This window comes from Nocardia pseudovaccinii (assembly GCF_050942345.1).
GTDB lineage: Bacteria > Actinomycetota > Actinomycetes > Mycobacteriales > Mycobacteriaceae > Nocardia > Nocardia pseudovaccinii.
In genome coordinates this window covers 8,288,875-8,304,453 of sequence record NZ_CP192074.1, presented here as the reverse complement: position 1 = coordinate 8,304,453, position 15,579 = coordinate 8,288,875, and the positions used below count along the sequence as shown (strand labels likewise).

Here is a 15,579-nt window from a genome sequence, read left to right as displayed (position 1 = left end):
GGAAATGCTGGGCAGACCAGCGGCTACCTCATACCCGAAACCCGCTGGTCTGCGCGCCTCCGGCGCGCAGACCAGCCCGAAACCCGAGTCCATGGATCGAGGCTAAGGATGTAGATGTCGTTGCATCGATTGACCGCGACCGACGGTGTCTGGCTGTCGCTCGAATCCCCCGATATGCCGATGCATATCGCCTTCCTGCTGGAATTCACCGCACCCGAGGGCGGGGCGTCCCAATTCCTGCGGCAGTGGCGCGCCGGACTGGACGCACCGGCGAGCCTGCCGCAACCGTGGAACTTCCGCCCGCTGAAGTTCCCGCCGCCCGGTGTTGCGGCCATGGTGCGTGAGGTCGACGATATCGACCTGAGCGAGCACATCCGGGAGTGGACGCTGCCGGAGCCGGGCAGCCAGGACCAGTTGACCGAACTCGTGTCGTCGATCCATCGGAAGCAGCTCGATATGAGCCGTCCGCCATGGGAATTGCACGTCATCGAAGGACTCGCGCAGGACCGTTTCGCGCTCCTGCTCAAGGTGCACCACAGCCTGCTCGACGGCGCATCGGCCATGCGGTTGTTCACCGATACGTTCACCGAGGATGCCGCCGCCCGCGATGTGCCGGACCTGTTCACCGTGCGCCCGGCCGCCGAATCGGCGGAAGCCGGTACGGCGAATCCGTTCCGTGCCCTGCTCACCGCATTGACCGGTGTGCTGGCCTTGTTGCGCGGTGTCGGATCCGCCGCCCGCGATGCCTTCCGGCGTGCACGCGGCGACAAGACGATGGCGCAGAAGGCATATCAGCAGCCGCAGACCATTCTCGACGGCACCATCACCGGCGCGCGCGATCTGTCCAGGCGTCGCTACGACCTCGCGCTGTTCAAGCGATTGGCGAAGGCGGGTGACTGCACGATCAACGACATCGTGCTGTACCTCGTCAGCACGGCGCTGCGCGGCTACCTGACCGATCACGCCACATTGCCCGAAGAGTCGTTGACCGCGGGCGTGCCCACCGATCTGCGTGAGGAGGACGACGCTCGCGCCGGCACCCGCGCTGGCATGATGTTCACCGCGCTGGCCACCGATATCGCCGATCCGCGCGACCGGTTGAGCGCGGTCAAGTACTACATCCGCGCCGCGAAGCAGCATATGGGTGAGATGGCCCCGAACGAGGTCATCGGCTACGGGCTCGCGGTCACCCTGCCGTGGATCCTCGGGCTCAGCTTCGGCTTCACCAACACCGCCTCCTCCCACCCGATGGGCATCTCCAATGTGCCGGGACCGCGAAACCCGCTGTACTGGAACGGTGCTCGGCTCGAGACGATCTATCCGATCTCGCTGCTCATGCATGGCAATTCGCTGAACTTCACCTGCATCGGCTACTCGGGCGGGCTGCACTTCGGCGTGCTCGGTGTCCAGGACAAGCTGCCGCCGATGTCGTATCTCACCGGGGCCATGGATGCCGCGCTCGATGAGCTCACCGAACTGCTCCTGCCGGACCACACACAACTAGCCGCTGGATGACATCCATGTCGAATTACGAAGTGGCGATTATCGGCTCGGGCTTCAGCGGGCTCGGCGTCGCGGTGAACCTGCGACGCCTCGGCAATGACAACTTCGTCATCCTGGAACGTGCCGACGCCATCGGCGGCACTTGGCGCGATAACGTCTATCCCGGCTGCGCGGTTGACGTGCCATCGGTGCTGTACTCGTATTCCTTTGCACCGAACGCGGATTGGACGCGCGTGTACGCGACCCAGCCCGAATTGCGTGCCTACACCGAGCAGGTCGTCGACACCTTCGATCTGCGGCGGCATGTGCGGCTGAACAGTGACGTGGCCGAGGCCGATTTCGACGACGAGGCCGAACAGTGGGTGCTGCGGCTGAGCGACGGCGGACTGGTCCGGGCCCGCGCCGTCGTCATGGGTTACTTCTCCCTGCACGCCGAGGCTGTTCCGGATATCCCCGGCCGCTCCGGTTTCGCTGGGCCGCAGATGCATTCGAGCAAGTGGGACCCGTCATTCGAACCGACGGGCAAGCGGGTCGCGGTGGTCGGGGCCGGGGCGAGCGCGGTGCAGATCGTGCCCGCGCTGGCGAAGTCGGCGGGTGAGCTCATCTCGTTCCAGCGCACTCCGGCCTGGGTGATTCCGCGTCTGGACCGGCCGATTCCGCCGACGGTGCGCAAGATACTGCGCACCGTGCCGCCGATTCGGTTGGCGGCACGCGGATTCGTCTTCCTGTTCCTGGAGGCCATGCACTTCGCCGAATTCCATCCGCGGTTGGTTTCGGTCTACGAGTGGGTCGTCCGCAAGGTGCTGGCCGAGCAGGTGCCCGATCCCGAGTTGCGGCGAAAACTCACGCCCGATTACGCATTCGGCTGCAAGCGACCGATGGTCTCCGACGAGTACTACAGCTCGTTCACCCGCCCGAATGTGCGGCTGAGCACCGAGAAGATCACCGAGATCACCGCGACCGGCCTGCGCACCGCCGACGGGGAGTTGCACGAGGTCGACGCGATCGTGTGGGCCACCGGATTCCGCGTCCAGGATTCCATCGCGCATTTCCCGGAGTTCCGCACCGCGACGACCTCTACGCGAAAGAAGTTCCAGCGCGATGGTTTTCGCGCGTATCGCGGCATCGCTTTCGCGGGGCTGCCGAATCTGTTCGCGGTCACCGGACCGAATACCGCACTGCCGCACACCTCGCAGTTCCTCGCCATCGAACCCACCACGAAGCTGATCGCCAAGACGATCGAGCACATGCGCGCCAAGGGGATTCGCCGCTACAGTCCGTCCGAGCGGGCCGAGCGCGAATGGGTCACGCGGGCACGGAAACTGCTCGGCACCCGGGTGTGGTCGACCGGCGGATGCACCAGCTACTTCGTGGATGGTAACGGTACCAACACCCTGACTTGGCCGGGCGGAACGTTTAGTATCCGGCTAGACCGGCGTCGAATCCGCCCGCAGGACTGGGACACTGGAGTGTTCATTACATAACTTAGATCCGAATTTTCCGGGGGTGCCGTCATGCACCGAACACGTTTCGGGCGGCCCGTGCCGGCATGCGGGCTAATGCCCCGACCTTCAGGCGGAGGTGAAGGCCCATGCCTGAGGCACATAAGGCTCGAGCGCGCCTTATGCCCGATTCGATGTTTCAACATCGAGAACGGCGCGTCACCGTCCGAGCCCGCCTGATGCTGGCCCGGCAAGTTGTAGTGTGTGATATGTGCAGTTGCGGTACACCTTTCGCGCCTACCCGACACCGAGACAGCAGCAAGCCCTGTCGCGGGCATTCGGGTGCGCGCGCGTGGTGTTCAATGACGCACTACGCGCGCGACAGGAGGCGCGAGCTGCCGGTGAGCCCTATCTGAGTGACGCAACTCTGTCGCGAGCTCTAACCGCTGCGAAGAAGACTCCGGGGCGGGCATGGCTGGGCGAAGTGTCGGCGGTTGTGTTGCAGCAGGCGCTGGCAGACGTGAACACCGCCTACCGCAACTTCTTCGCCTCGGTCAGCGGGAAACGCAAGGGGCGCAAGGTTTCCCCGCCCCGATACCGCTCCCGTAAAGATCATCGGCAGAGCATCCGATTCACGGCTAATGCCCGTTTCGTGGTCACTGAAGGCGGCAAGCTGCGGTTACCGAAGATCGGTGATGTCGCGGTGCAGTGGTCGCGGGAGCTGCCGTCGACCCCGTCGTCGGTCACGATCATCTGTGATGCCTCCGGGCGGTATTTTGCGTCGTTCGTCGTGCGGGCAGACAGCGAGCCGCTACCTGAAATCGATGCAGAGGTGGGTATTGATCTGGGGTTGACCACCTTCGCTGTCATGTCTGACGGCAAGGTGATCGAGTCCCCGAAGTTCTTCCGCCGTGCCGAACGCAGACTCCGTAAGGCCCAACAGGCCTTGTCGTGGAAGCGGAAAGGCAGCCAGAACAGAGCGAAGGCACGTCTGCGGGTAGCGCGGGCGCACGCGAAAGTCGCTGACACACGCCGGGATTGGGTGCACAAGCACTCCACGACGATCATCCGTGATAACCAAGCGGTGTATGTCGAGGACTTGTGCACTCAGGGTTTGGCGCGTACCCGGTTGGCGAAGTCGGTGCACGATGCGGGGTGGGGCATGTTCACCCGGTTCCTGGAGGAGAAAGCAGCTCGATACGGGCGGTACTTTGCCCGGGTCGGCCGGTATTTCCCGTCATCGCAGCTGTGCTCGATGTGCGGAGTGATCGACGGGCCGAAGCCGCTGTCGGTCCGAACCTGGATATGCCGATGCGGTGCCGTCCACGACCGGGACCGCAACGCCGCTGACAACATTCTCGCCGCCGGGCAGGCGGAGAGACTAAACGCCTGTGGAGTGCAGGTAAGACCGGAACCCGTTCCGGCACCGCACGATGAAGCAGGAACCCACCGACAGGCTGTAACGGTCTAGCAGGAATCGCCTCCGTACACGGAGACGAGGATGTCAACGCACCAATGTGTTCGTTTTTTGCTGTTGCACAGCCGTTTCGGGAGAATGCCTGGCAACTTAACTGCGGTCCACGGTCCGAGGTGTGCTGCACAGAGCGTTGTAGTGAGTCGTGGTTGCGCACCAACGGTGATGCACGTTACTGTACCCACTCGTTGATGGGAACGGGGTAGTTCCTCATTGCCGGGAGGGTTTGGCAAGCATGATCCGACGTCGACGTCCGATTAAGGCAGTGGCTGCTGCGATAGCCACCTTCGCCGTGTTTGCCGGAGTGGTGGTCGCCGCCGCACCGACCCAGGCCACGCTCGGTCTCGATGCGCAATTGACCGCGACTCATGCGGGGCCGCAACAGTATCCGAACGTCTACATCGACTGGGACATCCCGATCACCATGAGTGACGGCACGGTGCTGAAGGCGAATGTGTACCACCCGGCCGACGCCTCGGGCCAGCCGATCGTCGAGCCGACGCCGACCATCGTGAACCTCACGCCCTACACCAAGCTGGTGGCGAATATCGCCGACTCCGTGCTGGCCATCCCCGGCCTGGCCGAGCCGCTGATGCAGGCGCTGCACGGCTTCGATCTCTCGGCCTACGGCCTGAGCGGGATCAGCGATCTGGCACAAGCATTGGCGGGCGGCACCGCGCGCACCTTCGCGGTGGATCGCAAACTGGTGCAGAGCGGCTACACCCAGGTGGTCGTCGACGTGCGCGGCACCGGCTTCTCCGAGGGCACCTGGCAGGTGTTCGGCGATCGCGAGCAGCAGGACGGCGTCGAGGTCGTCGACTGGGCCGCGGCGCAGCCGTGGTCCAACGGCAAGATCGGCATGAGCGGCATCTCCTATTCGGCCATCAACCAGCTGCAGACCGCGGAGCGCAGACCCGCTGCGCTGCAGGCGATCTTCCCGATCGTGCCGGGTAGCGATCTGATCCGTGACGTGGCCGCACCCGGTGGCGCACTCGGCATCGGGTTCATCCCGGAATGGCTGCTCGCCGTCGACGGTACGAAGCTGATTCCCGATGTGGTGTCCATGCTGGCGGGCAAGTTCGACTGGACCTGGCTGGCGGATCGCGTCCGTGACCCGTTCACCTTCTTCAATATGATCATCATGGCGCTGGGCACCCAGAGCATGGATCAGATTCCGCCCGAAATGTATTCGGTGCTCGACGATCAAAGCCCGTTGCGCACGGCCTGGATCGGACATCCCGATCGCATCGATGTGCCCACCTTCGTCTACGGCGGCTGGCAGGACATCTTCGCCTACTCCTCGCCGCGGGTCTACAACGCGATCAATGTGCCCGACAGCCAGAAGAAGCTGGTGATGGACAACAACTATCACATCACCACCGGCTCGGGCATGGGTGACGCCGACGGACCGGCGGCCCTGGATGTATTGCAGCGCGCATGGTTCGACAAGTGGCTCAAGGGCATCGACAACGGCATCGATGACTACGACCAGGTCACCCTGTGGCAGCAGGGCGGCGGCTGGACCCACACCTCGGCCTTCCCGCGGCCCGATATGGATTACCGCCGTATGTATTTGAACGCGACGGCCTCGGGCACCGCGCCGGGCAGCGCCTACGACGGCAGCCTCACCGGGGAGCCGGGCGGACCCGCGCGGGTTTCGATCGCACCCGGCTTGACCACGCTCTGCTCACGCGACGGTGCGCAGGGGACGGCTGGCATCCTGCCGCTGCCGGATATCTGCACGAAGGATTCGCGGATCGCCGAGACCAATGGTCTGACCTTCACCAGCTCGCCGGTCGCCGTGCCGACGCAGATCTCCGGCCCGATCGCGATACACCTCGATACCGTCTTGGACGCCACCGACGGCTACTGGACCGTGACCCTGAACGACGTTGCGCCGGACGGACGTTCGACCCAGTGGACACACGGCCAGCGCACGGCATCCCTGCGCGCCGTCGACGAGAGCAAGGCCACCCGCTCGGCCAACGGCGACTACACCGACCCCTACCCCTATCTGACCCTGGACACCCGCGAACCGATCGTGCCCGGTCAGCCGACGGTCATCGATATCGGAATGTTCGCCACCGACGGCGTGCTGCAACCGGGGCACCGGCTGCGCGTCGACATCTTCGCCGGAAACTTCCCGAGCAGTCTTCCGTTGCGCCCCTTGCTCAATGAGAGTGGGTTGAAGCCGCAGCACATCGAGCTGGACCCGAATCAGCCGAGCTGGGTGAACATTCCGGTCGACGGCGAGCCGGGCTGGTGAATCAGGCCGGGCCGGAGCCGAGCAAGACCAGTGCGGCGCGAGTCAGTGTGGGCGCCAAGGCCGGTAGCTCCTGCGGCCCGGATTCGATCAGGGTGGCCCTGACTCGATCGTCGATGCCACCGAGCAGCACATCGATCAGCCCCGGATCGGGTTCGGCGCGAACTTCGCCCGCGCGCACACCGATTCGGGCCGCGGCCACCATCCGATAGCCGAACATACGGTGCGTGCGGGCCCGGCGGGCGATGAGTCCCGGTCCGGCGGCGAGGGTTTCGATATGCAGCGCGCGTGCGGCGCCCGGCTCGGCGGCCAGGAACTCCAGATACGTTTCCAGCGTCGTGCGCACCAGCTCGACGAAGGTGTCCGCACCCGATTCCGTGACCACCCGGTCGAGTTCACGGGTGATGACGTCGACCGCGAAATCGAAAGCGGCGGTAAAGCATTCCTCTTTGCTCTCGAACAACCCGTAGAACGTGCGCCGGGCCACCCGGGCCCGGCCGACGATATCGGTGATCGTGGTCGGGCCGTAACCGAGTTCGGCGACTGCCTCCAATGCGGCGATATATAGCCGCTCGCGCTGTGACGTCACGACTTCGTCCCGGGTCAAGCGATGCGGCCCCCGGGGCAATCGGTCCGGAGAAGCGCTGGTCAAGACGGTCATAATGCCGACGATTCTGCCACACCTGGAACTTTCGCCCGGAAATTCTGTCCGGGCGGCAAAGACTCAGTGCAGCGCGCTGCCCTGGACCCACTCGTCCCAGGGCACGCCCCAGTCACCGTTCTGCCAGACCTCGAGCGGTGCGCCGCCGGTATTGCGGACCTCGACCACATCGCCCGGAATCGCAAAATTGTAGAACCACTGGGCATTCGCGAGGCTCAGGTTCAGACAGCCGTGCGAGAGGTTCTGGCTGCCCTGCGCCCAGACCGTGGAATCGAGCTGGTGCAGATAGATGCCGTCGGTGCTGATGCGGGTGGCCCAGCCGATGGCCTCCTTGTAGCCGAGCCGGGAATTGACCGGCAGGCCGTAGGTGGAGGAGTCCATGATCACCGGATTGCCCTTGTCCATCACGGTGTAGATGCCCGGCTGGGTCCAGAAGGTCAGCGTCTTCCCCCCGATGACCTCGCTGCCGCCCCTTCCCATCGAGGTGGGCATGGTGCGGATCAGATTGCCGTTCTCGAAGACCTGCACCTGTTTGGTGTTGTCATCGGCGATGGAGACATGCGACGGGCCGATGGTGAAGGTGGTCTTGGTGTCCTCCTGGCCGTAGAGGCCGCCGCCGAGGTCCGCGCCGTAGATGTTGGCGGCGGCGGTCACCTTGGTGCCCGGTGCGAAGTACTGCTGCGGCCGCCAGTGCGCGTTGCGCTTGTCGAGCCAGTACCAGGAACCCTCGACCGGCGGGTTGGTCGTCACCGAGAGCCGCTTCTCCGCAACGGCCTTGTCCGGGACGTCCTCGTCGAAATGCGCGACCACGACGGTGCCGACACCGAAGGTGCCGCCGTCGGTCAGCGGTGTACCGCCGGTGGTGGTCATATAGACCTTGGTCTGGTTGTTCGGCGCCAGCGTGCTGAAGGTCGAGGTGGTCGGCCCGACGCGGCCGGTAATGGTGAGGCTTTCGGCGCTGACCGTGTAGGTGTGCCCATAGCCGAGTGGATCGACGGGCTTCCATGCGGTCTTGTCCGGGGTGTAGATGCCCTCGATGGAACGGCCCGCCTCATTGGTGAGCTTCACCGAGGTGAGCATGCCGTCGTTCGCGGTCACCACGACCGGCGCGAGCGGATCGACATTGTTGCCACCGCCGGGCGTTATGACGATCGGGGGCGGCGGCGGTCCGGCCTGAGTGGTCGGCGCTTCCGACTTCGATGAACATCCGGCGACGAGCAACATCATCACCAATGCAAAACCCGCAGCTGCTCTCCACCGGAAGCGGCGACTCGACATGACTCTCCTGTGTTTCGCCGTGCGTTCCCTGCGGCGCACCTACGACATACTGGCCCGTGCCGTAGTTTACCGGCCATTTCGGGCGAGGTTCGCCGCCGCGGGTGTGACCTGCGCGAACATCCGCATCAATTGACGCAGGGCACGCTGCTGCCGATTGTGGTCGCGACCGGCTTGCCCGCATCGGGTGCGGGTGTGGCGGAGGTGGTGGTCGCGGACGCGCTGGTGGTCGGCACGAGTTCGGTGGGCATGGTGAAATCGGTGCCGACGACCACGCTGATGTGGCCGGGTTCGACATTCGGCGATACGGTCGCGGTGAGGCCGAGGATGTCGCCGAGCTGCGCGGCATCGGTCTCGGCGCCGGTCCCGTAGGTGATGGTGGAGGTGGCGCGGGTGGTGCCGTTGTCCACCGTGCCCGCCGGATAGCCGCGCTTGGTGAGAGCGGTGGAGAGTTGAGCGGCCCGGCCGGTGTATCCGCTCGCATTGCGGACATCGACGATGCTGGTCGGGGTACGCGTCGAGGTGGTCGGCGTGGTTTCGATACCGAAGGCGGCGCGCACTTCCTTCTTGATGGCCGCCGGATCGACGATATTGACGTCCTGTCCGTCGATATTGTCGTAGCGCAGCACCGGCAGCGTCCGGAATTCGACCGAGATCGAGCCCGCCGAACCGAGGTCGCGGGCGAAGTCGAGCAGGTTCCAGCCGTCGGACAGCACGATATCGCGGTGCGCCACATCCATGAGACCGGAGAGTTTGCTGATGTTGGTCAGCGTGCCGGCGTCCTTCAGCGATTTGGCGACCGAGGTGAGGAAGGCCTGTTGGCGGTGGGTACGGTCGAGGTCGCCGTTCTCCAATCCGTGGCGTTGGCGCACGAAGGACAGCGCATTGGCGGCATCGAGATGCTGCGGCCCCGCGGGGAAGACGGCGCCGGAGTAGTAGCTGTCGTCGACCGCGTGGTTGAGGCAGACATCGACGCCGCCGAGCTTGTCGGCCAGATCGTAGAAGCCGACGAGCGAGATTTCGGCGAAGCGGTCGATGGGGACGCCGACCAGATTGCGCACCGTCTGCACGATCGATGCCCGCCCCGCCTCGCGGCCCGCGCGTTCCAGGGCCACCTTGTCCTTCATGCCCGAATTTTCCAGCTTGGTCTCGGTGGCGGCCTTCTTCAGCCCGTAGGCCTCCTTGATTTTGGCGTGGTCGTAGCCCGGAATGCCGGAGACCGCGACATAGTCGTCGCGCGGAATGGAGAAGGCGACGATCTTGTGCATATCCGCGGGAATATGCAGCAGGATCAGTGAATTCGCGTTGTAGCCGCCGTTGTCGCCGTCGCCGGCGTGCAACTGGTCCAGGATCGCCTTCGGCAAGTCGTTGCCGTCGAGGTCCTTGCGGGTATCCAGGCCGATCAGCAGGATATTCAGATCGCCGCCGAGTGAGCGTGGTGCATCCTTGCCGATCGCGTCGGTGTGGGTGAAGCCGCTATCGAATTCGTTCTTGGCCGACCAGGCGAATCCGGTGCCGGACACAACGGCGAGAGCGGCGATCGATGTCAGGACGCGCATTGCGATCTTTGCCGCTTTGCGGGCGCGATGCGGTTTCGGTTCCGCTCGTCGGTGCGCTGCTCGCCGGTGCCCGGTGCGGTGAGTCTCGGTGATTTTGGGAAGCTCGACGGTGTCGTCATCCATGGCGGCGGCCTAGTTCCCGGGTCATTCTTGCCGCCTCAGCTTTCGTCTCGGGTCACGACACCAGCGCATGTCCGGGTCATACCCGCTAACGACTTGTTGCACCCGTTAGTGACTGCTTGCAGGTCACTCGAAAGGGCCTGCTCAACCTTCCCAGTGTTACCGACAGCGTTCGGGGCAGGCAAGAACCGGACATTGTGACCTGCACAGATTGACGATCTAGTCTCGTATGCATGGCTGCTCCCGTGTTGCTCGTCCTCGGTGCCGGTCCCGGCGTCGGGCTGTCCGTCGGCCGTCTTTTCGCACGCGACCGGTATGTAGTGGTGCTGGCCTGTCGGCTCGGCGCGGAGGCCGAGCCGTTGGCGAAGGAATTGCTGGGCGAAGGTTTCGATGCCGAAGGTGTCGGTGTGGATCTGGCCGATCCCGACGATGTCACTCGAGTTGTGACCGAGGTGGGCGAGCGGCACGGGCGCATCGACGTGCTGCACTTCAACCCGAGCATCTTCCGGCAGGCGGATCCGCTGCGGTTGACGGTCGCGGAGTTGATCGAGGACTTCACGATCGGCGCCGCGGCGCTGCTGCCCGCAGTGCAGGCCGCGCGGCCGTTCTTCGCCCCCGGTGCGCGCGTGCTCGTCACGGGGAGCGCCGCGGCGGATAAGCCGTGGCATGAGGCGGCATCGCTCGGTGTGCAGAAGGCGGCGGTGCGGAATCTCGTCACCAGCCTGGACACCACCATGGCGCCCGACGGTTTCCGCGCCGTCGCGGTGCAGATCAATGGTGTGCTCGGTGAAGGTGCGTTTACCCGGGATCGGGTCGCCGCGGCATTGCACGCCGCCGCCGTCCGCCCCCTCGACGACTGGACACCGCATGTGTCCTATAACGGCTGATCCGACAAGACATTCCGACCAACGACGCGCGGCCGAGCGGGTCGCGACGAAGGAGGATGGATGCGGTGGTTCAATGTAGCGACGGTTTTGGTTGCCGCACTCATGATTTCGCTGCCGCATCTCGCGGCGTCCTCGGCCCAACCGGCCGCGGTGCACCCCCAGGTGCTGCAAGCCAGGTTGGATGACCTGGTCCGTTCGGCTTTCGTGCCAGGGGGGCAACTGGTCGTGACGGCCGACGGCGACGCGACTCAGATCAATAGCGGTGTCGGCGATCTCGCGACGGGCGCTCCGTTCCCGGATGACGCACAGATTCGGATCGCCAGCAATACCAAGACATTCGTGGCGACCGTGGTGCTGCAATTGGTGGGGGAGGGGCGAGTCGAGCTGGACGCTCCGATCGAGCGTTATCTGCCCGGTGTGGTGCGCGGCCCGGGCGGCGACGGGAATCTGATCACCGTCCGAAATCTGTTGCAGCACACCAGTGGTATTCCGGACTATCTCCTTCGATTGGACTGGGGGTCCGTCGAGGCATTGCAGCGGTACCAAACCGCGGATCAGCTGATCCGACTCGGTTTGGATATGCCCGCGCTGTTCGCGCCCGGTTCGCGTTTCAGCTACTCCAATACCAATTACCTGCTGGCCGGAAAGCTGATCGAGCAGGTCACGGGACGGCCGCTGGGCGTCGAGGTGACCTCCCGGATCCTGATCCCGCTGGATCTCCAAGACACCTATTGGCCCGCATTCCCGCAGGAGAACGTGATTCGCGGTCCGCACCCGCGCGCGTATCAGATCTTCAACGGCGCCCAGGTCGACATCACCGATATCGACCCGGGCTGGGGCCTGGCTGATGGCGCGCTCGTCTCCACCGATGCCGACCTGAACCGCTTCTTCACCGCCCTCCTCTCCGGAAAACTGCTTCGCCCAACCGAACTCGCCGAAATGCAGCACACCATCCACGGCGGTGACCCAGCCCTTCCCGAAGATGTCGGCCTCGGCCTGTTCCACCGCACCAATGCCTGCGGCATCGATATCTGGAGCCACGGCGGCGCCATGGACGGCTTCTTCGTCTTCGGCGGCTACACCCCCACCCGCGCGATAACCGTCAGCCTCAACCAAGTCCCGCCCTTGTTCGGCCTCGGCTACAAGGGCGCGATGGACAGCCTGGTAGACGGCGCCTTCTGCGGGTGAGGAAGTCGGTTCTGCGGAACTACTTCGGTGCGGGTTGGGGCGTCGTCTTGTCCGCGAACCGGGTGGTGCCGTCCGGAGCCATCATCGTGTTGACATAATCCACGCCGGAGGCGATCAGCACCGGTCCGCCTATGACGATCGTGCCGAGGATCCCGCCGAGGGCGGCGCCGGTGGTCAAGCCGAGGATGCAGCCCGCGGCAATGGTGGCGACACATCCGACGACCGCGCCGATGGCGGTGCCGACGAAGCCGCCGACCGCCGTGGCCAGACCGAACTGCGTGGCGAATTCATTGCGGGCGGCGTTGTTTTCGGTCATCGATGCGACCGGCTTGATGGCCAGTGGCTGCGAGATGTCGAGCCCGGCGGGCTTCTGCGCTGCCAGTTCCAGTACCGTGCCGTCCTTTTCGACCACCGGCGTGACCGGTATGTCGGTATCGGCGACCCGGAACCGTAGCGGCAGCGTCAGGACGACGTGACCATCGGTATCGGCCAGATCGACGACATCGACCACATCGGCGATATCGGCGGCCTTGCCGTCTTTATCGACCAGCGTGCCGTCCTTGTCGACCAGCCGCCCGTCGCCGCCGGCCGCGAGCTCGCTTTCGGCCGCCTTGGACAGGGTGAAGGTGCCGTTGCGCACGCTGGCCACCACTGTCTTGTCGACTAGTTTGACCGAGTACGTGATGTCCTGCCGCGGGGGCGCGGCGACCGGCTCGGCATGCGAAACTCCGGCGCCCAAGGTCACGGCACCGATGACAAGGATCGCCGCCGCAGTGCTATCGCAAAGCTTCATTCGGGTATTCCGTTCAGTCATCAGATTATTCGCTCTTCGCAACGCCCCGTGCAGGCTCGACTCTCCTGCTCGAGAAACTCCCCGTGCAATGTACTCGTATGCGCGGCAAGGAGGTCGAGGGGAGCCTAGCCGAGCCTGCGGCGCGAAGCGACCTTATTCGGAGCGAAAAATCGATGCCAGCTATGACACGGTTACTTCCTCCGGCGTGTCGACCTGCGGCGCGGGCCGTGTCCGCAGCAGTAGCAACCCGAGTAGTGCCGCGGCGATGCTGAAGCCCGCGCTGATCCAGGCGCCGGTCGACATGGCATCGGTGAACGCTTCCTTGGCCGGTTCGATATATCCGAGTTGGAATGCGGCGCCGATGGATTCACGTGCGGCGGCGGGTGCGTCATCGGGCATATGCGACGTGAACACACCGGCCAGTACGCTTCCCAGGATCGCGATGCTGATCGCCATGCCGACCTGCTGCAGCGTGTCGTTCATGGCCGAGCCGACGCCCGCATGCTCGAGCGGAATGGCGCTCATGATCGCGGCATACGCGGCCGGACCTGCCAGACCGCCGCCGATCCCCATGACCAGCATGCTGGCCAGCACCGCGAAGTATCCGGAACCGACGGCCAGGATCGCGAACGCCCCGCCCATGACGAGCAGACCGGCGACGATGAGCGTCTTATTGCTCAACTTCTTGCCCAGCGTCGCGCCGAGACCGTTGCACACCGCGGCGGCCACCGCATACGGCAGCAGCGCCAGTCCCGCCTTCATCGGCCCGTAGCCGAGCACGAATTGCAGGTACTGGGTGAGCATCAGCATGATCGCGCCCATACCGAACACCATCAGCAGCAGCGTGCAGCAGGTGCCGGTGAAATCGCGATTGCGGAACACCGCCAGCGGCAGCATCGGGTGCGCCGACCGGCTCTCCCAGACCACGAACGCCAACCCGGTGACCACGGCGAGTCCGATCATCGGAATGTTCCACTCGCGCTCGATGATCACGTAGACCGTCGAGGTGAGCGCGACGATGGACAGCAGCACGCCGATCAGGTCGACCGGCCGCTGCTCACCGGTGGATTCCGGCATCAGCACCAGCGCGGCGACAATCGCGAGCGCCGCGACCGGGATATTCAGCAGGAACACCGAACCCCACCAATAATGCTGCAGCAGAAAGCCGCCCAGAGTCGGCCCGAGCACGATGCCGACCATCGATACGGTGGACCAGGCCGCCATCGCCTTGCGCCGCTCGTCCTCGGCGAAGGTGGTCATCAGGATGGACAGGGTCGACGGCATGAGCAGCGATCCGCCGACGCCCATCAGGGCGCGCGCCCCGACCACCTGCCACGGCTCGGTCGCCAACACTGCCGCGAGCGACGCCGCGCCGAACAGTGCCAACCCGATCACCAGCATGCGCCGCCGGCCGAACCGATCGGACAGGCTGCCCGCGGTGAGCAACAGTCCAGCGAAGACGAGGACGTAGGCGTCGAGGATCCACTGGACATCAGACGGTGTCGCGTCGAGTTCCCGGATCAAAGACGGAATGGCGATATTGAGCACAGTGCCATCGATCATCAGCACCAGCAGAGATAGACAGAGGACCCCCAGAATCCACCAACGGCGAGGATCTCGTACAACGTTCGATTCCACTCGAACACCGTACGATAGAATCGCACAATGTGCGAGAGAATTATGCTGACCCCGTGACAAAGCAGCAGTTCTCCTCGGTGTGGACCCGTGAGCCGCGCCAGCCGAAGGCGGCCGGACTGCGCCGCGACCAGATCGTCGCCGCCGCAATCGAGGTATTGGACGCGGACGGACTCGGCGCGCTGAGCATGCGAAAGCTCGGCGCGAAGCTCGATGCGGGTGCGACCAGCCTCTACTGGCATGTCGCGAACAAGGATGAACTGCTCGAACTCGTGCTCGACGAGATCTGGGGTCTGATCCGAATTCCGGATCCGGACCAGGCCTCGTGGCGTGAGGTCGTCACGACCTACGCCTACAACTTCCGGCTCACCATGCTCGACCACACCTGGGTGACCGCCCTGATCGGCTCCCTGCCGAGCGTGGGCCCCAAGGCCTTCGAGCTCAGTGATCGACTGCGCCGCACCTTTATCGACGCCGGATTCACCGGCGTCGATATCTACCTCGCGAGTGGCACCGTGACGAGTTATGTACTCGGGCAGGTCATCCCGGAGATCACTGCAGCGAAGGCATTCGGCGACAAGGGTTTCGACAAGGAGATGGTGCTCGACGTCATGGATGAGCTCGCCTCCGACTATCCGGAGATGCTCGACGACTATCGGAAGATGCAACCCGCCGACTATCAGACCGCCCGCGCGATGGCCTTCGATTTCGGTCTGCTCTGCGTCATGGACGGTCTGGAGTCGCGGCTGCGCAAGTGACCCCTCGGGAATAGATGGCGA

At 64.7% G+C, this 15,579-nt stretch carries 12 protein-coding genes; 7 read left to right on the top strand and 5 right to left on the bottom strand.

What is annotated here, in order from left to right:
• Window positions 1-114 precede the first annotated feature (114 nt).
• The 4 genes from ACQPZ2_RS37650 to ACQPZ2_RS37635 all read left to right on the top strand — a co-directional run bounded on the left by ACQPZ2_RS37650 (window position 115) and on the right by ACQPZ2_RS37635 (window position 6,685).
• Entirely contained in the window at window positions 115-1,515 is a 1,401-nt protein-coding gene (locus ACQPZ2_RS37650) for a wax ester/triacylglycerol synthase family O-acyltransferase (protein ID WP_433522758.1), read from the top strand.
• Window positions 1,516-1,520: 5 nt separating this feature from the next.
• Window positions 1,521-2,987, top strand: coding sequence for a flavin-containing monooxygenase (locus tag ACQPZ2_RS37645; protein WP_433522757.1), 1,467 nt, complete (start codon window positions 1,521-1,523; stop codon window positions 2,985-2,987).
• A 229-nt stretch (window positions 2,988-3,216) separates the two neighbouring features.
• Window positions 3,217-4,416, top strand: coding sequence for an RNA-guided endonuclease InsQ/TnpB family protein (locus tag ACQPZ2_RS37640; RefSeq protein ID WP_433522756.1), 1,200 nt, complete (start codon window positions 3,217-3,219; stop codon window positions 4,414-4,416).
• Window positions 4,417-4,654: 238 nt separating this feature from the next.
• Complete coding sequence (locus ACQPZ2_RS37635) at window positions 4,655-6,685, top strand: CocE/NonD family hydrolase (protein ID WP_433522755.1); 2,031 nt, start codon at window positions 4,655-4,657, stop codon at window positions 6,683-6,685.
• Between the two features lies 1 nt (window position 6,686).
• Here the strand turns inward: ACQPZ2_RS37635 and ACQPZ2_RS37630 are convergent, their stop codons facing one another.
• The 3 genes from ACQPZ2_RS37630 to ACQPZ2_RS37620 form a co-directional block, all read right to left on the bottom strand.
• Window positions 6,687-7,271: a TetR/AcrR family transcriptional regulator gene (locus ACQPZ2_RS37630; protein WP_433522754.1), complete on the bottom strand. Its 585-nt coding sequence runs from the start codon at window positions 7,269-7,271 to the stop codon at window positions 6,687-6,689.
• 135 nt (window positions 7,272-7,406) lie between these two features.
• Window positions 7,407-8,621, bottom strand: coding sequence for a L,D-transpeptidase (locus tag ACQPZ2_RS37625; RefSeq protein ID WP_433522753.1), 1,215 nt, complete (start codon window positions 8,619-8,621; stop codon window positions 7,407-7,409).
• A 125-nt stretch (window positions 8,622-8,746) separates the two neighbouring features.
• The gene (locus ACQPZ2_RS37620) at window positions 8,747-10,300 is read right to left on the bottom strand and encodes an LCP family protein (RefSeq protein ID WP_433522752.1); all 1,554 of its coding nucleotides are present in this window, start codon (window positions 10,298-10,300) and stop codon (window positions 8,747-8,749) included.
• A gap of 230 nt (window positions 10,301-10,530) precedes the next feature.
• On the opposite strand from ACQPZ2_RS37620, the gene ACQPZ2_RS37615 reads away from it, so the two are divergent.
• Both ACQPZ2_RS37615 and ACQPZ2_RS37610 read left to right on the top strand, forming a co-directional pair.
• Window positions 10,531-11,184, top strand: coding sequence for an SDR family NAD(P)-dependent oxidoreductase (locus tag ACQPZ2_RS37615; RefSeq protein ID WP_433522751.1), 654 nt, complete (start codon window positions 10,531-10,533; stop codon window positions 11,182-11,184).
• A gap of 60 nt (window positions 11,185-11,244) precedes the next feature.
• Complete coding sequence (locus ACQPZ2_RS37610; protein WP_433522750.1) at window positions 11,245-12,372, top strand: serine hydrolase domain-containing protein; 1,128 nt, start codon at window positions 11,245-11,247, stop codon at window positions 12,370-12,372.
• A gap of 19 nt (window positions 12,373-12,391) precedes the next feature.
• Here the strand turns inward: ACQPZ2_RS37610 and ACQPZ2_RS37605 are convergent, their stop codons facing one another.
• Entirely contained in the window at window positions 12,392-13,165 is a 774-nt protein-coding gene (locus ACQPZ2_RS37605) for a hypothetical protein (RefSeq protein WP_433522749.1), read from the bottom strand.
• Window positions 13,166-13,345: 180 nt separating this feature from the next.
• On the bottom strand, window positions 13,346-14,803 hold the full coding sequence (locus ACQPZ2_RS37600; protein ID WP_433522748.1) for an MFS transporter: 1,458 nt from the start codon (window positions 14,801-14,803) through the stop codon (window positions 13,346-13,348).
• Window positions 14,804-14,856: 53 nt separating this feature from the next.
• Here ACQPZ2_RS37600 and ACQPZ2_RS37595 point away from each other — a divergent pair, with 53 nt between their 5' ends.
• Entirely contained in the window at window positions 14,857-15,558 is a 702-nt protein-coding gene (locus tag ACQPZ2_RS37595; RefSeq protein WP_433522747.1) for a TetR/AcrR family transcriptional regulator C-terminal domain-containing protein, read from the top strand.
• Window positions 15,559-15,579 lie beyond the last annotated feature (21 nt).